At 69.6% G+C, this 22532-nt stretch carries 19 protein-coding genes; 7 read left to right on the top strand and 12 right to left on the bottom strand.

The genetic code is table 11. The features are described from left to right. Positions 1 to 77 precede the first annotated feature (77 nt). Together AC3X7Z_RS12935 and AC3X7Z_RS12930 are read left to right on the top strand one after the other, a co-directional pair. On the top strand, positions 78 to 1721 hold the full coding sequence (locus tag AC3X7Z_RS12935; protein ID WP_489976166.1) for an FAD-binding protein: 1644 nt from the start codon (positions 78 to 80) through the stop codon (positions 1719 to 1721). A 329-nt stretch (positions 1722 to 2050) separates the two neighbouring features. Beyond that, on the top strand, positions 2051 to 2614 hold the full coding sequence (locus AC3X7Z_RS12930) for a phage major capsid protein (RefSeq protein ID WP_489976247.1): 564 nt from the start codon (positions 2051 to 2053) through the stop codon (positions 2612 to 2614). Between the two features lie 132 nt (positions 2615 to 2746). On the opposite strand, the gene AC3X7Z_RS12925 is transcribed toward AC3X7Z_RS12930, so the two are convergent. Continuing rightward, positions 2747 to 3385 carry a hypothetical protein gene (locus AC3X7Z_RS12925; protein WP_489976165.1) on the bottom strand — a complete coding sequence of 213 codons (639 nt, stop codon included), beginning with the start codon at positions 3383 to 3385 and terminating at the stop codon, positions 2747 to 2749. A 257-nt stretch (positions 3386 to 3642) separates the two neighbouring features. Between AC3X7Z_RS12925 and AC3X7Z_RS12920 the strand changes: the two genes are divergently transcribed. Next, a complete protein-coding gene (locus tag AC3X7Z_RS12920) occupies positions 3643 to 4179 on the top strand; it encodes a putative immunity protein (protein WP_489976164.1) in 537 nt (178 codons plus the stop codon). A gap of 51 nt (positions 4180 to 4230) precedes the next feature. On the opposite strand, the gene AC3X7Z_RS12915 is transcribed toward AC3X7Z_RS12920, so the two are convergent. Further along, positions 4231 to 4629 carry a VOC family protein gene (locus AC3X7Z_RS12915; RefSeq protein WP_489976163.1) on the bottom strand — a complete coding sequence of 133 codons (399 nt, stop codon included), beginning with the start codon at positions 4627 to 4629 and terminating at the stop codon, positions 4231 to 4233. A 272-nt stretch (positions 4630 to 4901) separates the two neighbouring features. Between AC3X7Z_RS12915 and AC3X7Z_RS12910 the strand changes: the two genes are divergently transcribed. After that, entirely contained in the window at positions 4902 to 5159 is a 258-nt protein-coding gene (locus AC3X7Z_RS12910) for a hypothetical protein (protein ID WP_489976162.1), read from the top strand. 123 nt (positions 5160 to 5282) lie between these two features. On the opposite strand, the gene AC3X7Z_RS12905 is transcribed toward AC3X7Z_RS12910, so the two are convergent. Together AC3X7Z_RS12905 and AC3X7Z_RS12900 are read right to left on the bottom strand one after the other, a co-directional pair. Continuing rightward, positions 5283 to 6641, bottom strand: a complete 1359-nt coding sequence (locus AC3X7Z_RS12905; RefSeq protein WP_489976161.1) for a serine/threonine-protein kinase — start codon at positions 6639 to 6641, stop codon at positions 5283 to 5285. Between the two features lie 137 nt (positions 6642 to 6778). Continuing rightward, on the bottom strand, positions 6779 to 7387 hold the full coding sequence (locus tag AC3X7Z_RS12900) for a hypothetical protein (RefSeq protein ID WP_489976160.1): 609 nt from the start codon (positions 7385 to 7387) through the stop codon (positions 6779 to 6781). A gap of 497 nt (positions 7388 to 7884) precedes the next feature. On the opposite strand from AC3X7Z_RS12900, the gene AC3X7Z_RS12895 reads away from it, so the two are divergent. Further along, positions 7885 to 9537 (top strand): RNA-directed DNA polymerase, encoded by a 1653-nt coding sequence (locus AC3X7Z_RS12895; RefSeq protein ID WP_489976159.1) that lies wholly within the window; start codon positions 7885 to 7887, stop codon positions 9535 to 9537. A gap of 241 nt (positions 9538 to 9778) precedes the next feature. On the opposite strand, the gene glnA is transcribed toward AC3X7Z_RS12895, so the two are convergent. Continuing rightward, positions 9779 to 11209, bottom strand: a complete 1431-nt coding sequence (gene glnA, locus AC3X7Z_RS12890) for a type I glutamate--ammonia ligase (RefSeq protein ID WP_186341906.1) — start codon at positions 11207 to 11209, stop codon at positions 9779 to 9781. 177 nt (positions 11210 to 11386) lie between these two features. Between glnA and AC3X7Z_RS12885 the strand changes: the two genes are divergently transcribed. After that, on the top strand, positions 11387 to 11770 hold the full coding sequence (locus tag AC3X7Z_RS12885) for an RDD family protein (RefSeq protein ID WP_186341907.1): 384 nt from the start codon (positions 11387 to 11389) through the stop codon (positions 11768 to 11770). 31 nt (positions 11771 to 11801) lie between these two features. Here the strand turns inward: AC3X7Z_RS12885 and AC3X7Z_RS12880 are convergent, their stop codons facing one another. The 4 genes from AC3X7Z_RS12880 to lipB form a co-directional block, all read right to left on the bottom strand. After that, entirely contained in the window at positions 11802 to 12620 is an 819-nt protein-coding gene (locus tag AC3X7Z_RS12880) for an inositol monophosphatase family protein (protein WP_489976158.1), read from the bottom strand. Positions 12621 to 12631: 11 nt separating this feature from the next. Further along, positions 12632 to 13339: a DUF4191 domain-containing protein gene (locus AC3X7Z_RS12875; RefSeq protein WP_489976157.1), complete on the bottom strand. Its 708-nt coding sequence runs from the start codon at positions 13337 to 13339 to the stop codon at positions 12632 to 12634. 73 nt (positions 13340 to 13412) lie between these two features. Beyond that, positions 13413 to 14354 carry a lipoyl synthase gene (lipA, locus tag AC3X7Z_RS12870; RefSeq protein ID WP_186341910.1) on the bottom strand — a complete coding sequence of 314 codons (942 nt, stop codon included), beginning with the start codon at positions 14352 to 14354 and terminating at the stop codon, positions 13413 to 13415. A gap of 90 nt (positions 14355 to 14444) precedes the next feature. Next, positions 14445 to 15194 carry a lipoyl(octanoyl) transferase LipB gene (lipB, locus tag AC3X7Z_RS12865; RefSeq protein WP_186341911.1) on the bottom strand — a complete coding sequence of 250 codons (750 nt, stop codon included), beginning with the start codon at positions 15192 to 15194 and terminating at the stop codon, positions 14445 to 14447. A 94-nt stretch (positions 15195 to 15288) separates the two neighbouring features. On the opposite strand from lipB, the gene AC3X7Z_RS12860 reads away from it, so the two are divergent. Next, positions 15289 to 15888, top strand: coding sequence for a hypothetical protein (locus tag AC3X7Z_RS12860; protein ID WP_489976156.1), 600 nt, complete (start codon positions 15289 to 15291; stop codon positions 15886 to 15888). Here the strand turns inward: AC3X7Z_RS12860 and AC3X7Z_RS12855 are convergent. The 3 genes from AC3X7Z_RS12855 to sucB all read right to left on the bottom strand — a co-directional run bounded on the left by AC3X7Z_RS12855 (position 15834) and on the right by sucB (position 22492). Continuing rightward, positions 15834 to 16724, bottom strand: coding sequence for a TIGR01777 family oxidoreductase (locus AC3X7Z_RS12855; RefSeq protein WP_489976155.1), 891 nt, complete (start codon positions 16722 to 16724; stop codon positions 15834 to 15836). The two genes, AC3X7Z_RS12860 and AC3X7Z_RS12855, sit on opposite strands and share 55 nt — an antisense overlap. Before the next feature lie 137 nt (positions 16725 to 16861). After that, positions 16862 to 20371 (bottom strand): ATP-binding cassette domain-containing protein, encoded by a 3510-nt coding sequence (locus tag AC3X7Z_RS12850; protein WP_489976154.1) that lies wholly within the window; start codon positions 20369 to 20371, stop codon positions 16862 to 16864. A 156-nt stretch (positions 20372 to 20527) separates the two neighbouring features. After that, positions 20528 to 22492, bottom strand: coding sequence for a 2-oxoglutarate dehydrogenase, E2 component, dihydrolipoamide succinyltransferase (sucB, locus tag AC3X7Z_RS12845; RefSeq protein WP_489976153.1), 1965 nt, complete (start codon positions 22490 to 22492; stop codon positions 20528 to 20530). Between the last annotated feature and the right edge of the window lie 40 nt (positions 22493 to 22532).

Here is a 22532-nt window from a genome sequence, read left to right as displayed (position 1 = left end):
ACTCGCGGGATGTAGGGCGGGTTCGGCGCTGCGAAAACCTGCCATGTGGTTAGATTTGCGAAACAAGGGAGTGTGAGATGGACAACAAGTCGTTCGACATCGTGGTCGTTGGGACGGGAACAGGGATGCTCGCCGCGCTGGCGGCGGCCGAGGCAGGCATGTCGGTGCTGCTCGTGGAGAAGTCGGAGTATGTGGGCGGGTCGACTGCCCTGTCGGGGGGTGGTTTCTGGGTGCCGTGCAACTCGATGCTGGCCGAGGCCGGAGCGCCGGACTCGATGTCTCAGGCGACTGAGTACCTCACTGCGGTCACGGGCGGGGAAGCACCCGAAGCGCGCTGGAAGTCGTTCCTGTCTCATGGGGCCGAGGCGGTGAATGCGTTGCGCCGCTTGACGCCGCTGAAGTTCGGCCACATGGCCAACTACGCCGACTACTTCCCGGAGCTCCCGGGAGGGTCGGCCGTCGGGCGGGCCATGGAGCCAAAACCCTTCAACGCCCGCAAGCTGGGTACCGACCGTGACAAGTTGCGTCCGCCCGCGCTGGAAGCGCCGTTCCCGATGCCGGTGACCGGCAGCAGTTACAAGTGGCTCAACCTGGTCGCCCGGACCCCGCGCGGCATCGCCGTCGCGGCGCGCCTGCTGGGCATGGGCGTCGGCGGCCTGGCCATTCGCCGGGAGTACATCGCCGGTGGCGGTGCTTTGGCCGCAGGGCTGTACGCCGGGGTCCGGGACCGGAACATCCCGGTGTGGCTTGACTCGCCCCTGAAGGAGCTGCTCGTCGAGGACGACCGCGTCGTCGGCGTGGTGGTGCATCGTGACGGCAAGGACATCAGTGTCCGGGCGAAGCGCGGCGTGATCCTGTCGGCGGGCGGTTTCGACCGCAATGAGGCGATGCGACACGCGTACCAGTCCGAGAAGCTCGACACCGACTGGGCGTTGGGCAACCCGGCGAACACCGGCGACGCGATCACCATCGCCGCCCAGGATGTGGGCGCGGACCTGGCCTTCATGGAGGAGGCCTGGTGGTTCCCGGCGGTGCCGATTCCCGGCCCCATGCCCGGCACGCTGCTGGCCGAGCGTTCACTGCCGGGCCAGATCATCGTCAACCAGGCGGGCGAGCGCTTCATGAATGAGGCCGTCAACTACATGTCGGCCGGCAAGGAACTGCTCCGCCAGGATCTGCCGGTGTGGATGGTCTTCGACCAGCGCTACCGCAACCGGTACGTCTTCGGCGGCTCGATCTTCCCGCGCCAGTCCTTCCCGCAGGAGTGGTACGACGCCGGCGTTGTCAAGAAGGCCGACTCATTGGAGAAGTTGGCCGCGGAGATGGGCATGCCGGCGCTGCCTCAGAGCGTCCAACGCTTCAATACCCTGTGTGCCACGGGGCACGATGACGACTTCGGCCGCGGCGACAGCGCCTATGACCGCTACTACGGCGACCCCGCCGTCAAGCCGAACCCGTGCCTGGGTCCGATCGACCAGGGCCCGTTCTACGCGGTCAAGGTCGTCCCTGGCGACCTGGGCACCTGCGGCGGCGTGAAGGCCGACGAGTTCGCCCGCGCCCTGCGCCCAGACGGATCGGTCATCGAGGGCCTGTACGCGGCTGGTAACGCGGCCGGCAACGCCTTCGGCCGGGTCTACCCCGGACCGGGTGCGACGATCGCCCAAGGTCTGGTGTTTGGCTACATCGCTGCGAACCACGCCGCCGGGCGGCTCTCGGCCTGATGCCGGGATGCTGTTGTGGCCGAAGTCGCCGCCGCTGTTCAGATCGCGAGCTGAGCAGCGGCGGCGAATCGGGTCCGGTCGATAAGAGGCTGGGATGATGTAGGTCGTATTGAGGTTCATGGCCGAGCGATCCGCAGCGATCGACACCGTGGAGCTCGCTGGAGGTTCCACGCGATCACTGCGTCCGAGCTGGCACGCCATCGCCGACTCCATCCGCGTCGCCGTCAAGCACCTGACCCAGAGCGAGAAGCACCGCCGCCGATCTGGTCGCGGACGAATGACGATGAAGAGGTCCATGCCGAGCTCAAGGTCATGGTCAAAGCCCGCGGATCACGGCCGACGGACCCGCCCGGCGTCAGGCCGGTAGTCGCGGACCGGGCCCTTGGTCGGGAAGCATCAACCCGCTGCGGCAGGTCGCCCGGGTGGTGCAGACCGCGACCGAGGGCTGGACGGGCATCACGTCGGCCGGCGCGACCGCGGAGTGGAAGGCCGAGGCCGCCCAAGCCGCGGACGAATCCCCGACGATCGACGACCAGCCGATCCCGGTGCACTTCGGTGAGGTGTTCGTGCCCTACAGCTTCGAAGTCGGCATGGACCCGGCCCGGTTCACCGAAGAGCTGTCAGCCGTCCTGCGAGACGCCGCCGACCAGCTGCAGGCGACCGCGTCCACCGGGTCCGGCACTGGCCAGCCCAAGGGCTTCTTGACGGCCCTGACGGGCACGAGCTCGGAGGTCAACGCGGCCGCGGACGACATCTTCGCCAGGGGCGACGTGTACAACCTGCAGAACCAGTTGCCGGCTCGGTTCCAGGCCAACGCCGCGCACCGGGCGGGTTGGGCAGAGTCGTTTTCCCGTGGCGAGGTCGAGAACGGCCTGTGGGAGTCCCTCGATTAGACCCGCTTCTGTCCCTCGAGTCGTGATGTCGCCCAGACGCAGAGAACCACCGGTACAGACGGCGATAAGACGCAATCGTCGCGGGAGATCCGCAAGTCCATGACCCCCGCCCGCTGGGCCCAACCCAGGGCATCAGCGTTGGCGCGCTCCGCCTCGGGTCGCGCGGCGACGCAGTTGGAGACCTGCGCCCAGCAGCGCAGCAACCCCGATGATGCCGGCGGTGCTGATGGTCCACCGCGAGATGGCCGGCTGCGCAGGCTCATCGTCATCGGTGGCTCCAGCCACACCTCCCGACGCCGCTGCTGCATCGCCCATCCCGACCGCGGGTTGCGCGGGTGCTCCGGTCAGCCGTTCGACGGCGTTCACCCGTCCAGGCGTAGCAGGCGCCGTGCCGCCACAAAGGCTCGCAGTCCGCCCCGAGCCATCCGTGCTCACGAAAACTAGGTAGCGACGGTCGACAACCATGCCCTCCAGACCGCACGAAGCACCGGATATGGGTGACTCGAACACGGTGGTAGAGGCGACATCGCCTTGATAGACCGCGTCGACTGCCACGGTGTAGGTGATCGGGTCGGCGCTGCTCATGACGTCGTGCTCCGGTGGGTCCGCCATGCTGACCAGGGTGCCCGCGAAGATCTCGTCAGCACCTTCCACGAAGTCAGCGGTGTGCTGGTACGCACATGAACACGCGTACGCCGGCCCTGGGCCCACAGGCACCAGCATGGCCGCGAAGACGAACACAGGCAGCAGGACGAACCTGAGTAGGCGCATGACCTTGTGACGACGATATCGCGGCGGCGGCTCCGAGCATCTTCGCAAGGAACTGCCGCCGAGAACGTGGTCGCGGTGGCTCGGCAGACGGGAGGCCCAGATCGAAGCCGCCGAATGCAGTGAGACCTGCCTTATGTCGTCCGGACATCGCATGACCGGGGTGTTTGCGAGGGCGCCGTCAGGCGGCGGATAGACGCAGTCGTCACAGTCCGTCGAGACCTCGCAGAGAGGACGACTGCGTAAGTACGCTGCTCCTCGTGGCGGTTGATCAGGGCGACTACTTCGAGTTGACCATGAGTGACTTGCGCGCGGTTGCGGGATTCGCTGCCTCAGGCGCTCAGCAGGTTGTGGGCATCTTTGAGGAAGCAGCGCCAACCGACCGCCGCCCGCGAGCTGCTATTGACGCTGCCTGGGAGTTCGCCAACGGCGCAAGGCGGTCCAAGCTGCAGCGATCAACGGCCTTCGGCGCCCACCGAGCAGCGAAAGACGTTGCCGCAGTCGCGGCCAAACACGCGGCGCACGCGGCGGGCGACGCGGCGGGTTCCGCCTATCTGCATCCGTTCGCCAAGGCTGACCAGGTAGGCCACATCTTGCGCGCGGATGCTCACGCCGCCTGTGCGCTGGAGCTTCTGACTGGCGACCCCGGCGTCGGCCTGCAACACGTAGGCCATGCAACCGATCGGGCGACACCGTTGGTGGTCGAGGTGCTGCGGCGCTATCCGCCGGCGGCGGTCGGACCGAGCCGGGTCAGCATCCTCATGAAGGCGTTGGACAACTCACTACGAGCGCGATGATCTCGGCGGTACGACTCGAGACGCCGACAGGCGGCGGTTTGACGCAGCCACTTACCGGTACGGCGACCGTGGAGTCACGGTGTTCCCGCCCCACTGCTCGGGTTCGACGTCGTTCAGCGTCTGGTTGAGGACCCACTGGTGGCCGAACGGGTCATCGATGGCGGCCTGCCGCTCGCCGTACTCCCAGTCTTGGATCTCATCGACCAGCTGAGCGCCCCTGGCCACCGCAGCCGCCACAACATTCGCCACGTCGGCGACCTTCAACATCACTTGGTGCGAGCGTTGGCGCTCGGGCGTTCGCCGTCCCGGCCGAACCTCTGCGATCACCAGCTCGGCCGGCGGCCCCTCCGGCAAGCCGAGCTGCGAGCGATGCCCCTCGCCTATGCGGACGTGCTCGACGAAGCCGAAGACCTCGGTGTACCAGGCGACGGCTGATCTGACGTCGGCCACGATGAGTACCGGAGTCACTCGCGCGTGCGGTGCCGAACGGTTTGTGAGCACCCGATCAGACTAGAGCGCGAGGGGTGCCCTGTCTGTGGCGTCGAGGATCCGATGAGAGGGAACGGCACCGCCTCGCGGCGCAATGCCGCACTCATCGCGGCATGAGGATCCAGGAATCTCGACTCCGCGGAACCCGGGGCAGGCCAAACGCTGAAGTCGTGCTTTACGGTCCGGGGCACGGACGGCCAGCACGTAAGAGTTTCTCGTCCTTGTTTCACGCCGTGACGGACGAGGTGGCGCAGTTGGGTCTGGTGTACAAGGACCTCTCCGATTACGCGCACTTCGGCACGCTCGGCGTTTGGAACGCGTATGTCGTCGAGAGTATTGAAGATCGCCACATCACCTGGACCGATGCGCCTCGCTGGAAGAGCGAGGAGGAGTTTCAGATCGCATGTGCGCAGACACCTGAACTATCTGTCCTCGGACTCCACGTGCTGGACCAACTAGGGCAGGTCTTCCTTCCTCCTCAAGAACAGTGACTTCGAGGAGAATGCCGGGGACTGAGCCATCGACTGGTGGTCAGTGGCGGAGCCCGGTGGCACACCAAAGCGGCGATATGACGTGCCAAAGCGTCGGCGACTAGGGCGATATCGGCGGGCGACTCAGATCCATCCCGACCCTCGGTGGGCAAGGAGCTCTAAGAGGGTCGAGACGGTTAACGGATGCGCCTTCGCCGTCTCGACGTGCTGAGGAAGCCGACCCTGGACGGCCGCTAGCAGTGCTTCGAGACTAAGCCCGAAACGCGCCCCATCATCCGCTCCGGGCCGCGACGACTTGAACTGCCAAACCTTCCACTGCAGGTCGCCGTCCGAGACCGTGCAAAGTAGTGAGGCGAGTGGGTTGTTGGTTTTCGCGTGATGGACGTGAGCAGCGAGCACAGTCCGAGCTCGGTCTACGCCAACACGGGTGCCAATTGTTTCGACCTTGATGTCAAGTTCTTGGTCAAGGGCGCGCAGATGACGGCTTCCGGCTTCGCCATAGCTGTTGCTTGCCTCGGCAGCCGGGTCGATCCGGCGAAGTGCCGCAACGGATCTGTCAACAATTTCGTGTAATGCGTCGCGAGCCGCCTCCTCTAGCGCCATCTCCTCGCTCCGTCGCCGTTCGTTTGCGGCGATCGTGGCCCTTCTTTCATCGTGATGGGTGGCAAGGCGGTCCAGAACCGTGTCGACCGCTTCGTCTTGGCTGTCATCGAGCCAGGACAGACAGGCACTCGCTGATGCTGGTCGTGCCTGCGGGTGCTTGGCTAGCAGTCGGCGCACGAGTCGTTCGTATGTCCCAGAGAACTCGCCGCCTATAGACGGCACCGCGGCGTTGAGGTGTCCCCAGTGCGGGTCCGAGGAGCCAAAGAAGGCTGAGCCGGTCGCCATCTCGAACGCCATGCACCCCAACGCATATAGGTCGCTGCGAGCGCTAGGTACTTCTCCGAGCCACGTTTCCGGCGCCATATACGCCTCCGTCCCGAACCCCGCCAGTGTGTTAACTGACGTCGCTGACGAGGACAATCTCGAAAGACCGAAGTCGCTTAACACCCAACGCCCTTCCAGTTCGAGGACGTTTGCTGGCTTCAAGTCGCGGTGAATCACGCCAAGACACTCAAGAGTGTGGAGGCCTGTGAGTACATCTCTAAGCACTTGGACAGCTGCGGCCTTTCCCCAGCGCCCCTTGGTCACATTGAGGTTGCGCATGGCTCGCGGCATTACGAGCAGGCATTGCGAGTCGGTTTCGGCGACCGCCAGATAGCGCATCACTCCCGGACCGGGGTCCGCACCTAACGCGGTCGCGAGCCTCACTTCCCGGCGCCTGTGCGAAACTGCTCGGCTGTCGTTACCCAGCTCAATCACTTTTACGGCGATGTCCCGCCCAGCATCGTCAGTCCCGCCATACACGACCCCAAACGTCCCACGGCCGAGGACGTGTGCCTCGTCGTAGGTCCAGCCTGCGCCGGAGGTCTCGATACGCACTGCCAGACCATACCGCCGGCAGGAGCCATGAGTGTTCTGGCAACCGAAGCCTGGCTATTTGCAGCCGGGACGGCCACCTTCATGTCTCTGCATCTAGGCGCGAACCCGCCGGAGCGTTGGAGACCCAAGAACAAAATCTAGTTCAGCAAGGGAGGTTCGCTCGAGGGCGGGAGCGCGCGGCTCTCCTCTTGGCGGTCGATCTGCAGTTCGTCAGGCAACGCTGACATCGGGAAGGCCATGCCGCGCGCAGCAACCTCACCCAGCTCAAGGAGCGGTGCTATCGCCAGCCGTGAGAGAAGATCGACCTGTTCGCGCGGGTCCATCCCGAGTGCAGCCGCGAGCTGGAGCCGCTCTCGTACGACGCGGGTTTCGAGGAGTTGGTTTTCAAGATCCATACGTCGCCGCTCCGCATCCTCGCGGTAATCACGGTCCTTTCGTCGCTCATGTCGGCCCCCTAGATAGTCATTGATGAACGTCAGCGGGTTCAGCGCGCCGAGAAACTCCCAAAATCCGGGTGAGGCGATGGCCACCTCGGTAACGACCAAGCGCTCATCAGGGCCAACGACCTGATTCACCAAGCCGTATCGTCCCTCGCGATCCGACTTCTGTAGCAGGCGTAGCGCCCGGCGCGGATCGACCGATGCGCTGCCGTAGAAATCCGCCCGGCGATCTAAGAGATTCAGGAAGGCGAGACAGCCGTCATGGGAATCTTCGACGGCTCGCAGAAACAGCTGCACCTCAAGCACCGGACGGTGACCGTACGATCCAACCCTCAGTCGAGCCTTCTCCTCTGGCATGTCGTTTCCTCTCTCGCCAACACTGCTCAAACCGTATCTGCCAGCCGCCGCCCACGTAGTACCGATCCTGAGGAGATAGGTGCTTGTCGGGAGGAGATCCGAGTACCGGCTCTACCCAACCGGCGCACCGCTCCAACCTCCAGCTTTCGGCGCGCGCAAAGCCAGGGTGCCCCAACATCGCATCGTGCGTCGTTCCGCCAGGCCCGGCTCGGCCCCTTGAGGACGGATGTCAGCCAGACGCGGCGCAATGTCGCGCCCCGGACGGTATGCGGCGGATCCACGCGCTCCCTCTGCGCCGACCTGCGGTCTTCGTCACGCTCGAGGTGAGGCGCTGCTGAGCGCCGCTGTCGGTCTCCCGCGCGACTACTTTGCCGATCGCCGTGACAGCGGCGAACGGCACTTGCGAAGATCCGGGTCCGTGCCCCGCTAAGAGAGTTCCCATCAGCATGACTGTCACCACGGCGTACCAATCAGCGCTCGCTAGCATCAACATCAAGGATGCCGTCGCCCGCGGTCTGACACGCAACGACCTCTTGCCGAAGCGCCCGGACGACAAAGCTGGAGGAGAGGTCGCGGACCGGTTCGTGGTCGCGCTGATCCGCGACCTTGAGCAGGGCCATTATCAAGCCAGTCCTGTGACTTACGTTCCAGTCCCGAAAGTGAACTACGCGACACGGCTCGCCGCATTGCTCACGCTAAGTGACCGCGCACTGTACTTCGCACTCGTTGAACCGCTGCGTGCCAAGATCGAGAAGGCGCTGATTGCGAACGATGAGTTGCTGTGGCCGCGGGCCGTCGACAAGGACAAGGAGTGGAGCGCTCTCGAGCGTTCGCCGCTGACGAAAGAGGGTGAATACATCGCCTTAGCGGACGTCTCCTCGTTCTACGAATCTATCGACCACGACCTGCTTGCACGCCGGTTGGTTGAATTGACAGGCAACCGCCCAGTCGTCGAAGCCCTGCAGCAGTTCCTCGGCGAGGTCATGGGAACTAGACGAGGCATCCCGCAGGGACTGGACGTCTCAGACGTCCTTGCAACTGCATACCTTTCCGGAGTCGACGGAACGATGTCGAGATCGGTGTGGCCATATTGGCGACACGGGGACGACGTACGCATGGTGGTCCCGGACCACGGTGCCGGCAGGCAAGCATTGCACCTTTTCGAGACCGGACTTCGCGAAGTCGGCTTGACGCTCAACGGGCAAAAGTCACGCATCCTTATGCGCGAGACTTACGAGGCTCACCTCGAGACGGTGGACGAAGAACGGGCCGCACTTCGAGACAAGATCGCAACGTCTAGGGAGGCTGCTCTCGAGCAGGCCACGGACGATGAATTGACCGCGCTGGTAGTAGAGGCGGGCATCGACGAAGAAACCCAGTGGGGCCTCTTCTACCACGGCTCCGTTACTCTCGACGACATCATTGACCAGCTTCGCGAGGTCCTCCAGCCGAGCGACATCGAGGTCGCCCGCGCGGTCTTTGACGAAGCCAATCGGCGTGCACCGGACCAAGCGGACACTCCCCTTGGCGATGACGTGTTTCACGTATACCTGTCGACGTCTCTCACTCGCCTCGCGGCGGGTCCAGACACCCACGCGCTGCCCTACGTTGCGAGTCTCATTGGACGTTTCCCAGACAAGACGGAGTTGCTCGCAACCTACCTACGCAGCGTTCGCGCAGTCGACCCTGCGTTGGTCGCGGAACAGATTGAGCTAGCGGTCAGCGCGCCAAATCTCTTCGGGTGGCAGCATGTCTGGCTGTTGGACACGGCACGACTTCTCGCTACCGAGCACGACGACCTGATCCTTGACCGGACGCGCGAGGTTGCGACCCAGGTACAGAACGACGAGGTCGTGGTCTGGCTTGCACGAAGCGCAGCATTCCGTTTCCGTTGTCAGATTGGAGAGCTCTTGCAGCAGGAGGTCAACAGACTTTGGCCCATTTGTCCGCGGGCCGCGCAGGCAGACCTTGTTGCAGGACTCTGCGACCTAGAGCGGACAACACCTGCGGACTGGGTGACTCGCTTTCTGGATTCTCTTAGGGGCGACGCCATGCTCCAGGTGGTGATCAACCGCAATCGAAGCAAGCCGCCTAAGTGACACTCTGCAGGGTCCTGGCCGGCCTATTGGGCACCTTCGGGACGTCATAGCTGAGCCGGCGCAGGCCCGACAGGCGGCGGGTTGGGCTACGGACCGCGACCAACGGACGCCGTCGCGTCCGTGCGACACCCATCCCATCAGCCAACTGAAAACGTCCCTGGACAACCGAAGCTGTCCAGGGACGTTCTCGCAGGTCAGACGCGGATCAGCGGGTGACTCCGCAGGTCAGCGCTGAGCGTGACTAGATGTCGTAGTAGAGCTCGAACTCGTGCGGGTGGGGGCGCAGCTGGATCGGGAGGATCTCGTTGGTGCGCTTGTAGTCGATCCAGGTCTCGATCAGGTCGGGCGTGAAGACGTTGCCCGCCGTGAGGAACTCGTGGTCCCGCTCGAGGTTCTCCATCACCGCGCCGAGCGAGGTGGGGACCTGGGCGATGTCGGCCATCTCGTCCGGCGGCAGCTCGTAGATGTCCTTGTCGATCGGGGCCGGCGGCTCGATCTTGTTCTGGATGCCGTCGATGCCGGCGAGTAGCAGCGCGGAGAACGCGAGGTAGGGGTTGGCCGACGGGTCGGGGCAGCGGAACTCGATGCGCTTGGCCTTGGGGTTGGCGCCCGTGATCGGGATGCGCACGCAGGCCGAGCGGTTGCGCTGGGAGTAGACCAGCGAGACCGGGGCCTCGAAGCCCGGCACCAGGCGGTGGTAGGAGTTCACCGTGGGGTTGGTGAACGCCAGCAGGGACGGGGCGTGCTTGAGGATGCCGCCGATGTAGTAGCGGGCCATGTCCGACAGGCCGGCGTAGCCGGTCTCGTCGTAGAACAACGGCTCGCCGTCCTTCCAGATCGACTGGTGGGCGTGCATGCCCGAGCCATTGTCGCCGAAGATGGGCTTCGGCATGAAGGTGGCCGTCTTGCCGTTGCGCCAGGCGACGTTCTTGACGATGTACTTGAACTTCATCACGTCGTCGGCGGCCTTGAGCAGCTCGTCGAAGCGGTAGTTGATCTCGGCCTGGCCGGCGGTGCCGACCTCGTGGTGGGCACGCTCCACGGAGAGGCCGGAGGCCTCGAGCTCCTTGACCATCTCGTCGCGCAGCTCGCCGAAGTGGTCGTAGGGCGCGACCGGGAAGTAGCCGCCCTTGTACTTGACCTTGTAGCCGCGGTTGGGGCGGTCGGCGGTGCCGGCGGCGCCGGAGTTCCACGCGCCCGCCTCGGAGTCGACGCGGTAGAAGCCCTCGTTGGCGGAGGTGGCGAAGCGGACCTCGTCGAAGACGTAGAACTCTGCCTCGGGGGCGAAGTAGGCGGTGTCGCCGATGCCGGTCGAGGCGAGGTAGGCCATCGCCTTCTTGGCGATGTTGCGCGGGTCGCGGCTGTAGGCCTCGCCGGTGATCGGGTCGTGGATGAAGAAGTTGATGACCAGCGTCTTCGCGGTGCGGAACGGGTCGATGTAGGCCGTGGTCGGGTCGGGCAGCAGCGACATGTCCGACTCGTGGATCGCCTGGAAGCCACGGATCGACGAGCCGTCGAAGGCGAGGCCGTCCTCGAACACCTCCGGACCGAACGCGCCGGCGGGCACCGTGAAGTGCTGCATCACGCCGGGAAGGTCGCAGAAGCGCACGTCGACCATCTCGACGCGCTCGTCCTTGATGAACTTCAGGAGCTCATCGGAGTTGTTGAACATTCGGTTCCTCCTTGACGGCGGCGCGCGCACGTCGATTGCAGCGTTCGGGAGCGGAGCCTCGTTGCACCGTGCCGCCACGCTAGGCGGGAGCAGTTTCCTGACCGTATCCCGATTGTTTCGCGCGTGTAACAGGTGACCGGCCGATGGGCCGCTGCTCGCGCCTCCTAGGCTGGTCACGTGACCAGCGCTGTAACACCGGAGCTCGAGTCAGCCAGCTTCCGCAGGCGGGTCCTCGCGCTCGTCGTCGACTGGATCGCGTGCCTCGCCGTGGTCGAGGGCCTCGTGGCGGCCGGCGTGCTCGGTGGCAACCCCAACGGCCTCGGCACGCTGGCGCTCTTCGTCCTCGAGTCGGCGGTGTTCACCGCCCTGGCCGGCGGGTCGTTCGGCAAGCTCGCGACCCGGCTCCGGGTGGTCAGGTCGGACGGCTCCGGCCGACCGGTGTCGCTGCTGCGGGCGCTCGTCCGCTCGGTGCTCGTCGCGCTGCTCGTGCCGCCGCTGCTGACGTACGACGGACGCGGGCTGCACGACGTCGCCGCCGGCACGCGCACCGTCCGGATCTGACCCGCGCCCGCACCCAGGGTGCGTACGCCCGTCAGCCGACGGTGGCGACGGCCGACAGGTGCGGCCGCACCAGCGCGAGCACCTCCTGGTGCGTCGTGGGATCCGCCGAGACGACGAGGCCGCGGCCGGTGTGGAGCGGGTCTCCCGCGAGGTCCGTGACGACGCAGCCGGCGGCCTCGGCCACCGCGATCCCGGCGGCGAAGTGGAGGTTGCCCCGGAACGAGCCGTCGGAGACGTAGGACCCACGGCGACCCACGGCGACCCAGACGACGCCCAGCGTCGAGGAGATGACCCGGGGACCGTAGGCGGCTCGGACCCCGGGATCGTGGACGAGCTGCCCGCCGACGAACGGCCGGTCCAGCGGCCCGTCGCAGTTGACCTCGAGCAGGCCGGATGCCGGGGTCGGCTCGAGCGCCCGATCCGTGCCGCCACCCGGGCGGACGAGCGCGCGGGACCCGTCGGTCCAGAACAGCTCGTCGGCGATCGGGTCGACGACGGCGGCCGCGATGGTGGCGCCGTCGTGGGTGAGCGCGACGTTGACCGCCATGAGAGGCGTGGTGGCCGCGAAGTTGAGCGTGCCGCAGAGCGGATCGATCAGCCAGCGCCGCGACGCCGCGGCCGGGCCGCCGGCTCCCGACTCCTCGCCCGTGCGCGCGTCGGCCGGGCGGTGCTCCTGCAGGACCCGGACGATCGCCTCTTCGGCGCGGCGGTCGGTCTCGGTGGCGAAGTCGGTGGGGGTCTTCGCGAAGCGCACGTGCGCGGATCCGTAGGCGCGGGCCACCACGGCGGCGCCTGCTCGAGCCGCCGCGATCGCCACCTCGGCGTCGGTCAGTCCGTCGAGCGCAGGCATCCCGGCTGCGGTCAGCGGCCGCGCTGCTGCGAGCGCATGCCCTTCATCGAGGTCGGCATCGGCCCCTTGGGCAGCGGCAGCTTGCCGCGCTGGGCGTCGAGGGCCCGGAGCCGCTGGAGGATGTCGGTCATCTCGGCCGGCTTGACGTTGCGGCCGAGCTTCTGGACGTGGCGCACCAGCTTGGGCAGCGGCACCTCGCCCTCGCCGCGACCGCACACGACCTCGTGGATCGGCACGCCGTAGGCCACGCGCTCGTGCTTGCGGTGCTCGGTGGTGAGCAGCTGGCGGACGCGGGCGGGGCTGGAGCCCTCTCCGACGAGGACGATGCCGGGGGGACCGACGACGCGGTGCACGACGTCCTGCTGCTTGGTGAACCCGACGACGGGGTCGACCTTCCAGCCGCGACGCAGCATCTGCAGGGCGCCCGCGGCCGCGGCCGGCTGGCCCTCCATCTGCGTGTACGCCGCCTTCTGGGCGCGGCGGCCGAAGACGAGCAGCGCGAAGAGCGCGCCGAAGAGCACCGCGCCGACGACGGACATGATCCAGCCGATCAGGCCCTCGCCCGGCAGCACCCACATCACGGCGAAGCCGAGGGCCGCGCCGAGCACGAACACGCCCATCACGATCAGGCCCAGGCGCGGGTCGCTCCGCTTGGCCATCTGGTAGGTCTGCAGGATCTGCCCACGGCGCGAGGTGGGCGTGGTGGCGGGGGTCGACATGAGGTGGCCTTGTCCGGTCAGGTGTTCAACAGGTGCTTCGACAGGTGCTTCGAGAGGTGGAGCGGTGGTGCTGTCAGGCGGTGGCGGCGGCGCGCGCGTCCATCGCCTGACCGTACAGGCGTCCGGCGCGGTAGGACGAGCGGACCAGCGGGCCGGAGAGGGCGCCGGCGAAGCCGATCTCGTCGGCCTCGGCCTTGAGCTCGACGAACTCCTCCGGCTTGACCCACCGCTCGACGGGGTGGTGGCGGGGGGAGGGACGGAGGTACTGCGTGATGGTGATCAGCTCGCAGCCCGCCTCGTGGAGGTCGCGCAGCGCCTGGCTGACCTCCTCGCGGGTCTCGCCCATGCCGAGGATCAGGTTGGACTTGGTGACCAGGCCGAAGTCGCGGGCCTGGGTGATGACGTCGAGGGAGCGGTCGTAGCGGAACGCCGGGCGGATCCGCTTGAAGATCCGCGGCACGGTCTCGACGTTGTGGGCGAGCACCTCGGGCCGCGACTCGAAGACCTCCCGCAGCAGGTCGGGCTTGCCGTTGAAGTCGGGGATCAGGTTCTCCACGCCCGTGTCGGGGTTGAGCTCGTGGATCGCGCGCACGGTCTCGGCGTAGAGCCAGGCGCCGCCGTCGGGCAGGTCGTCGCGCGCGACGCCGGTGATGGTGGCGTAGCGCAGCTGCATCTTCTGCACCGACTCCGCCACCCGGCGCGGCTCGTCGCGGTCGAGCGGCTGCGGCTTGCCCGTGTCGATCTGGCAGAAGTCGCACCGACGCGTGCACTGGTCGCCGCCGATGAGGAAGGTGGCCTCGCGGTCCTCCCAGCACTCGAAGATGTTGGGGCAGCCGGCCTCCTGGCACACCGTGTGGAGCCCTTCGGACTTCACCAGGTTCTGCAGGGAGGTGTACTCCGGGCCCATCTTGGCGCGGGTCTTGATCCACTCCGGCTTGCGCTCGATCGGGGTCTCCGCGTTGCGGATCTCCAGTCGGAGGAGCTTGCGTCCTTCGGGTGCGGGAGCAGTCGTCACACCTGCCACTCTACGACGGGGCTCCGAGCGCCCCCAACCAGCATCCGCACGCGGGCTCGCCTGCTGCGAGGCGACGTGCCGGGTCGGGGCTCAGCCGCCCGGGCGCACCAGCTCGATGCGAGCGCGGCCCGGCTCGGGGCGCGGGTCGTAGTCGGGGGTGGCATCGTAGGGCTGCCACGCCAGGTACGTCGCCAGGTGGCGGCGCACGGCGGGCAGCACGTCGGCGACGGTGACGTCACGGCCGAGCTCGTGCGACAGCGAGGTCACGCCGGCGTCGGCGATCCCGCAGGGGACGAACCGGTCGTACCAGCCGAGGTCGACGTCGCAGTTGATCGCGAAGCCGTGCATCGTCACCCCGCGGCTCACGCGGATCCCGATGGCGGCGATCTTGCGCTCCGGTCCGCGCTCGTCCTCGCGCAGCCACACGCCGCTGCGGCCGGGGATGCGGGCCGTGGTGACGCCGAGGTCGGTGCACACGGCGATGAGCGCCTCCTCGACGCGGCGCACGTAGTCGACGACCTTCACGTGGTCGGGCAGGGCCACGATCGGGTAGCCGACGAGCTGGCCGGGCCCGTGGAAGGTGATCTTGCCGCCGCGGTCGACGTCGATGACGTCGGCGCCCCCGGGGTCGAGCGGCCGCTCGTGCGGGTCGGTGCGCTTGCCGGCGGTGAAGACCGGCGGGTGCTCGAGCAGCAGTACGGTGCCGGGCCGCTCGCCGGCGACGACCTCCTCGTGCACCCGGCGCTGGAGGTCCCACGCGGCCAGGTAGTCGACGGCGTCGTCGCCCAGCCCGGCGACCTCGAAGTCCAGCGCGGTGGTGGCGTCGTGCTCGAGCGGCATGTGCCCGAGCCTACGCGGCTGCCGGAGGGCGTATGCACCGCGGAGGCTGTGGATGACGCCTGCGGGCGGGCGGGGGATCCGGCACGCTGGCGGGATGGATCCGCGCCGCCTGCTGCCCGCGCTCACCGCGCTCGCCTGCGCCCTGGTCGTCGCGACCCTCGTGGTGGCCCTGGCGCGTCCTGACCGGGGCGGCCCCGCGGCCCGTCCGGAGTCCGGCTCGGAGCGCGGGTCGCGCGACGCCGCCGCCAGTGCGACCCGGCGCACCGGCCCCGCGGCGGTGCTGGCCGCCTGGGACGCCGAACGGGCGGCGGCGTGGGCGGCGGGGGACGCCGAGGCGCTGGCGCGGCTCTACGCCGACGGCTCCGCGGCCGGCGCGGCCGACGTGGGCCTGCTGCGCGACTACCGACGCCGTGGCCTGCGCGTGGAGGGGCTGACCACCCAGGTGCTGGCGCTGCGGGTGGTCGCCCGGGCGCCCGGTCGACGGGAGCTCGTCGTGACCGACCGCGTGGTCGGCGGCACGGCCGTGGGGGCCGGGACGCCGGTCGCGCTCCCCGCCGGCCGTCCGTCGACGCGACGAGTGGTGCTGGTCCGTGCGGACGGGAGGTGGCTGGTGGCACAGGTGCGCGAGGGAGGTCGCGCTCAGGACAGCGCGGCCGCCAGCACCTCGCGCACGTCCTCGTCCTCGAAGTCGTAGCCCGCGCGCTCGAGCGCGGCGGGCCGGGCGTTCACGGAGCCGAGGAGCTCGGGGGCCAGGTCGCCGGCGGCGCGGCGCATGAGCGGCGCGGGGACGGCGAGGAACGCCTTGCGGTGCAGCGCCGTGGCCAGCGCGCGGGTGAACTCGGCGTTGGTGGGCGTGCGGGGGCAGCAGAGGTTGAATGCCCCGGACACGTCGCGTGACTCGATGAGGTAGCTCACCGCCCCGATCCAGTCGCGCAGCGAGATCATCGGCATGAACTGCTCGCCGGATCCGAGCCGGGCGCCGCCGCCGGCCTGGAAGAGCAGGCGCAGCTGTTTCAACGGCGGGGAGGTGCGGTCCATGACGGGGGCCGTGCGCAGCTCGCACACCCGCGCCCCGGCGTCGCGGGCCGCGTCGGCGGCGGACGACCAGGCGTGCGAGACCCGGGTGAGGAACGCGTCGCCCGAGCTGGCGGTGTCCTCGGTGACGGCCGACGTGCCGTGGTCGCCGTACCAGGCGATGCCGTTGCCGGCGATGAACGCCGCCGGGCGGTCGGCGGCCGCGACGGTCTCGGCCAGCAGCCGGGTGGTGGAGACCCGCGAGTCGAGCACCTCGCGCGCCCACCGCTTCGAGTGCGGGTTGCCGGCGATGGGGGCTCCGGCGAGGTTGACCACGGCGTGGGCGCGCCCGACGACCTCCTTGTCGATCACGCCCTCGGCCGGGTCCCAGCGCGACTCGTGCGCGGAGGCCGGCTCGCTGCGGACGAGGGCGGTCACCTCGTGCCCGTGCACCCGGAGGTGGTCGGACAGGTGGGTGCCGAGGAATCCCGAGGCACCGGCGATGACGACGCGCATGTCCCCACCCAACCATGGGGCCACAAGCCGCCCGGACGCCCCGTGGGCGCCGCGACGAACGCAGGCGGGACGGCGGGTGGGACGGCGGTGGGACGGGGAGGCGTGACGGGTGGGGGCGGACGGGACGTGCGCCCGGCTCAGCCGGCCAGGTGCGCCCACCGCGCGGCGAGTTCGCGCCAGGGCCCCTGGTCGACCACCCGGCCGGCGTCGAGCACCACGACCCGGTCGGCCTGCGCGAGCGCGGCCGCCTTGCTGGTCGCGCCCACGACGGCGGTGCCCCGGGCGCGCAGCGCCTGCCACAGCTCGATCTCGGTGGCGGCGTCGAGCGCGGACGACACGTCGTCGGCGAGGAGCACGTCGGACTCGGTGGCCAGCGCCCGCGCCAGCGCGAGGCGCTGCACCTGCCCGCCGGAGAGGCGTACGCCGCGGTGGCCGACGAGCGCGTCGGGACCGCCCGCCTCGGCGACGTCGCGACCCATGCGGGCCGCCTCGAGCGCCGGCATCACCGCCCGGTCGGGGTGGTCGAGGGCGACGTTGTCGGTGAACGTGCCGGACAGCACCCGCGGCACCTGCGCGACGTGGGCCACGCGGCCGGGGCGCAGCGCGATCTGGGGGTCGTCGACGAGCCGGTCGTTCCAGCGGATCTCGCCCGTGCTGCCGACGAGCCCGGCGAGCGCGCCGAGCAGGCTCGACTTGCCGGAGCCGACCTGGCCGAGCAGGAGCACGAGCTCGCCGGCCTGCACGTCGAGATCGACGCCCTCGACGCCCAGCGTGCCGTCGTCGTGCACCGCGGAGACGTCGCGGAGCGTCAGCGTGCGCAGCGGCTCGCGGTGCGCCGTCGCGGGCACCGGGCCGGTGCCGCTGACCAGGTCGACGCCCGGCGGGAGGTCCATCAGGTCGCCGCCGCCGGCGAGCTCGCTGGTGGCGTTCATCCACGCGCGGGTGCCGGGGGCCTCGGTGACGACGGACCCGGCCACGCGGCCGAACCAGTCGAAGCCGCTGACGGCGTTGGCCACGAGGAGTGCGGTCGCGAGCTCCCAGCGGCCGGTGAGCAGACCTGCCCAGGCGGCCACGACGCCACACTGCACCATCACGACGGGAACGCCGTCGAGGAGGGCCTGGACGCGGTGCTCGCGCACGGCGGCGTCGACGCGCCCGCCGTCGACGGCGCGCAGGTGCTGGTGGACCTGCGGCGTGGCGGCGGCCAGCTTGACCGTGCGGGCAGACTCGAGCGCGGAGACGAGCGACTGGCCGAACCGCGCGCGGGCCGTCGACGCGGCCGCGGCCGAGCGGCCGGCGACCCGGCGCCCGAGGGTGGAGGCCAGCGCCGAGGCGACCATGACCGTCAGCAGGACCGCGCCGGCGAGCCAGGTCTGGGCGATGAGCGCGGTCACCAGCGCAACGACGAGACCGTTGACGAAGTCGACCCAGCGGTCGGTGTAGCGGGCCAGCCGGTCGGCGTCCATGGTGCGAGCGACGACCTCGCCGGGCGGCGTGCGGAGCAGCCGGCGCTGCGCGGTCTGCCCGTGCAGCACCGCGGCGCGCACCCGCAGCCGTACCTCCACCCACCAGTGGGGGTAGGAGCGGAAGGCCTGGGCGAGCAGGAGCGGGCCGATGAGGAGCGAGGCGACCAGGGCCACCACCAGCAGGGTGGGCCGCTCGCCCGCCTGCAGGTCGGTGACGATGTGACCCCACACCCACCCCGTGACCGCGCCGAACGCGCCGGTCAGCGACGAGGCGAGGAAGAGGAACGCGCCGAGCATGCCCCACTGCGGCTGGATGCTGATCGTGTGGACCACCTGGCGGGCCAGGCTCGGCGTCGGGGCGAGCCGGGGCGGTGCCGGGGGAGTGGTGCTGCGGCGCACGGACCCGATCGTCGACTCGTCGTGGTGGTGCTCCTCGACGACGGGCTCGTGGGCCGCTGCCTCGAGGAGGTCGCGGAAGGGCCCGTCCTCGGCGGCCAGGCGGCCGCGGGGGCCCTGCTGGACGACGCGCCCGGACTCGAGCACAGCCACCTGCTCGGCCCGCTCGGTGGTGGAGAGCCGGTGCGCGACCAGGATGCCGGTGCGCCCGGAGATCAGCCGGTCGGCGGCGCGGACCACGCGGGCCTCGGTGACGGGGTCCATGCGGGCGGTGGCCTCGTCGAGGACCACGACGCTGACGTCGCGCACGAGCAGCCGCGCGAACGCGACGAGCTGCTCCTCGCCGGCCGACAGGCTGGTGCCGCCGGGGCCGAGGACGGTGTCGAGGCCCTCGGGCAGGCCGGCCACCCAGTCGGTCAGGCCGAGCTCGGCCACGGCCGCCTCCACCACGGCGGGCGGGACGTCGGTGAAGAGGGTGATGTTGTCGGCGAGCGTGCCGGCGAGCACCTCGGTGCGCTGGGTGACCACGCCGACGGCGGAGCGCAGCTGCTGGAGGTCGAGGTCGAGGACGTCGACCCCGCCGAGGAAGATCGTGCCGCGCGGGGGCTCGACCGCGCGGGAGAGCAGGGAGGCCAGCGTCGACTTGCCCGAGCCGGTGCGACCGACGAGCGCGCAGGTGTGGCCGGCGCTGAGCCGCAGGTCGACGTCGCGAAGGGCGAACGTGCCGGTGCCGTAGCTGAACTCGAGGTGGCGGAACTCGACGTCGAGGGGCCCGTCGGGCACGGGCAGGCCGCCCGTGGGCTCGGCCGGCGAGGCGAGCATCCCGCGCAGCCGCAGCACCGCGCCGAACCCCTCCTGGAGGTCGGGCAGGTGGCGCGCGAGCATGTCGACGCCGCCGACGAACATCGTGGTGACGAGGAAGAGGGTGACCAGGCGGGCCGTGCTCAGGTCGCCGGAGAGCACCAGCGCCACCCCGACCACTCCGACCGCGGCCAGGGCGCCGTGGAGCATGCCGCCGCTGCGGCGGGTGATGCGCACCTCGACGGCCAGGACGGCGTCGAGGGTGCGGTGGACGACCGACGCCAGGTGGGCGTTGCGGCGCAGGACGTGGGCCTGGCCGAGCGAGGTGCGCAGGTCGTCGCGGGCGGCGACGCCCTCCTCGGTGGACGCCGCGTGGTCGGTCCAGGCGGCCTCCTCGATGACCTTGCGCTGCGCGACGAGCGGCAGCAGCCGGCGGATCACCGTGAACGTGACGACGGCGGTCAGCGGGAAGAGGAAGACGGCCGGCCACCAGGTGAGCGAGGCGACCACCCACAGCGGGCCGGACGCGAGGAGGGTGCGCGCGGCCTGCCACACGCCCCAGCGCATCAGCTGGCCGACCTCCCAGGTGTCGTCGTCGATGCGGTCGAGCACCTCGCCCACGGCCTGCTCGGACAGCTCGGACAGCGGCTGCGCCATCGCCGCGTCGAGCAGGTCGGCGCGCAGCTGGCCCTCGGCGCGGTCGCAGATCGTGGCCCAGACGGTCTTGGCGACGGTGTCGATGACCGCGCCGCCCACCACGCACAGCGCCAGGAGCACCAGGAGGCGCTCGGTGGGGCTGTCGGCGAGCCGGCCCGCGACCATGGAGCCGAGGGACGCGGCGACCGCGCCCAGCAGGGACATCGAGAAGCAGAGATAGGTCAGCGGACGCCGCACGCGGCGCCAGTCGACGGGCACCCGGCCCGGCGGCAGCCCATCGGTCGCGGACGTCGCCGCCGGTGCCGCGTGGGTCTGGATCTCGGTCACCGTCACAAGCACCAGACGCTACGTGGCCGCACCGACATCGCGCGCCTCGTTTTCGTGTGACTCACGCCGCTGTGACGATGTCGACACGGCCACCGGCGGGCCCGGGACGACGACGCCCCGCCCACGTGGCGTGGGCGGGGCGTCGTGCGAGCCGGATCAGACCTCGAACTGTCCTGCCTCGAGGCGCTTCTTGACCTCCTGGAGGAACCGGCCGGCGTCGGCTCCGTCGACCAGGCGGTGGTCGTAGGTCAGCGAGAGGTGGACCATGTGCCGCACCGCGATCGTCTCGCCCAGGTTGGGGTCGTCGATCACGACGGGCCGCTTCACCACGGCACCGGGGCCGAGGATGGCGACCTGCGGCTTGTTGATGATCGGGGTGTCGAAGAGCGCCCCGAAGCTGCCGAGGTTGGTGATGGTGAACGTGCCGCCCGACAGCTCGTCGGGGGTGATCTTGTTGGTGCGCGTGCGCTCGGCGACGTCGGCGATCTTCTTCGCCAGCCCGGCGATCGACAGGTCGCCCGCCTCCTTGACGACCGGCGTCAGCAGGCCCTTCTCGGTGTCCACGGCGAACGCGATGTTCTCGCGGTCGTAGTAGGTCACCTCGCCCTTCTCGGCGTCGATCGCCGCGTTGAGCTTGGGGTGCAGCTTGAGCGCGTCGATCGCGGCCTTGGCGAAGAAGGGCAGGTAGGTCAGCTTCACGCCCTCGCGCGCCAGGAAGTCGGCCTTCACCGACTCCCGCAGGCGGGCGATCACGGTGACGTCGACCTCCATCACCTGCGTGAGCTGGGCGGCCTCGTGCAGCGACTCGACCATGCGCGAGGCGATCACCTTGCGCAGCCGCGACAGCGGCTCGGTGGTGCCGCGCAGCGGCGACGGCGACGTCGACGACGGAGCCGCGGCGGCCGGGGGAGCGCTGGCGGCAGCAGGCGCGGCGGCGGGTGCCTCGGCCGGGGCCTTGGCCTGCTGGGCGGCGGCGGCAGCGTCGAGGACGTCCTGCTTGCGGATGCGGCCGCCGACGCCGGTGCCCTGCACCGAGGCGAGGTCGACACCGTGCTGCTCGGCCATCTTGCGGACCAGCGGGGTCACGTACGCGGACTGGTCGCGGCCGCCGTCGGAGGAGGACGCCGACGAGGAGGATCCACCCGACGGGGCCTGCGCCGCGTCGGTGCGTTGCGGCTCGGGCTCGCCCTGCGGGGCCGGCGCGTAGGGCGCCTCGCCCTTGGCCTCGGGCTCGACCTGCTGGGGCCGCTCGCCCTGCTCCTCGGCGGTCCACCGCTCCTGCTCGGCCTCCGTCGGGGCGTCGTCCTCGGCCTGCGCCGGGTCCGACTGCGCCTGGTCCGACTGCGGCTGGTCCGACTGCGCCTGGTCCGACTGCGGCTGCGACGTCGCGCCCGACCCGGCGTCGCCGGAGCCGATGATCGCGAGCTCGGCGCCGACCTCGACGGTCTCGTCCTCGGCGGCCTTGATCTCCAGCAGCGTGCCGGCGATCGGGGAGGGGATCTCGGTGTCGACCTTGTCGGTGGAGACCTCGAGCAGCGGCTCGTCCACGGCGACCTCGTCGCCGACCTGCTTGAGCCAGCGGGTGACCGTGCCCTCGGTGACCGACTCGCCGAGCGCGGGCAGCGTCACGGGCGTACCGCCGCCGCCACCACCGCCGGGCGAGTCGCCGGAGCCGGAGTCGCCGGACGCGGCCTGCTCGGCTGCGGGCTCCTCCTGGGCGGGCGCGTCGTCCTTCTCCGACTCGGGGGTCTGGTCGCCGTCGGGGAGCTCGCCGGTCTCCTCGGCGACCTGCTCCTCCTGCTCGGCCTTCTTCTCCGACTCGGCGTCGTCCTGGGGCTGCGCCTCGGGCTGGGCCGTCCCGGAGGCGTCACCGGCCGACTCGCCCTCCTCGCCGACCACGGCCAGGACCGTGCCGACCTCGACGGTGTCGTCCTCGTTGGCCTTGATCTCCAGCAGCGTGCCGGCGACCGGTGAGGGGATCTCGGTGTCGACCTTGTCGGTGGAGACCTCGAGCAGCGGCTCGTCGACGGCGACCGTGTCACCGACCTGCTTCAGCCAGCGGGTGACGGTGCCCTCGGTGACGGACTCGCCGAGTGCGGGGAGGGTGACTTCGGAGGCCATGTGGTTCCTTCGCTCGCGTGTGGTTGGGGAGGTATGTCGC

The sequence above is a fragment of the Nocardioides sp. Z24_21 genome, from assembly GCF_058134345.1.
This window is presented reverse-complemented; position numbering and strand designations above follow the sequence as displayed.

Coding starts and splice junctions, on each gene's coding strand:
- AC3X7Z_RS12855 (WP_489976155.1), bottom strand. CDS start 16,724: ATGCGCGTCGTCATCGCCGGTGCCTCGGGATTCCTCGGCACCCACCTG.
- AC3X7Z_RS12895 (WP_489976159.1), top strand. CDS start 7,885: ATGACTGTCACCACGGCGTACCAATCAGCGCTCGCTAGCATCAACATC.
- lipB (WP_186341911.1), bottom strand. CDS start 15,194: ATGCCGCTCGAGCACGACGCCACCACCGCGCTGGACTTCGAGGTCGCC.
- AC3X7Z_RS12925 (WP_489976165.1), bottom strand. CDS start 3,385: ATGCGCCTACTCAGGTTCGTCCTGCTGCCTGTGTTCGTCTTCGCGGCC.
- AC3X7Z_RS12875 (WP_489976157.1), bottom strand. CDS start 13,339: ATGTCGACCCCCGCCACCACGCCCACCTCGCGCCGTGGGCAGATCCTG.
- AC3X7Z_RS12860 (WP_489976156.1), top strand. CDS start 15,289: ATGGATCCGCGCCGCCTGCTGCCCGCGCTCACCGCGCTCGCCTGCGCC.
- AC3X7Z_RS12880 (WP_489976158.1), bottom strand. CDS start 12,620: ATGCCTGCGCTCGACGGACTGACCGACGCCGAGGTGGCGATCGCGGCG.
- sucB (WP_489976153.1), bottom strand. CDS start 22,492: ATGGCCTCCGAAGTCACCCTCCCCGCACTCGGCGAGTCCGTCACCGAG.
- glnA (WP_186341906.1), bottom strand. CDS start 11,209: ATGTTCAACAACTCCGATGAGCTCCTGAAGTTCATCAAGGACGAGCGC.
- AC3X7Z_RS12935 (WP_489976166.1), top strand. CDS start 78: ATGGACAACAAGTCGTTCGACATCGTGGTCGTTGGGACGGGAACAGGG.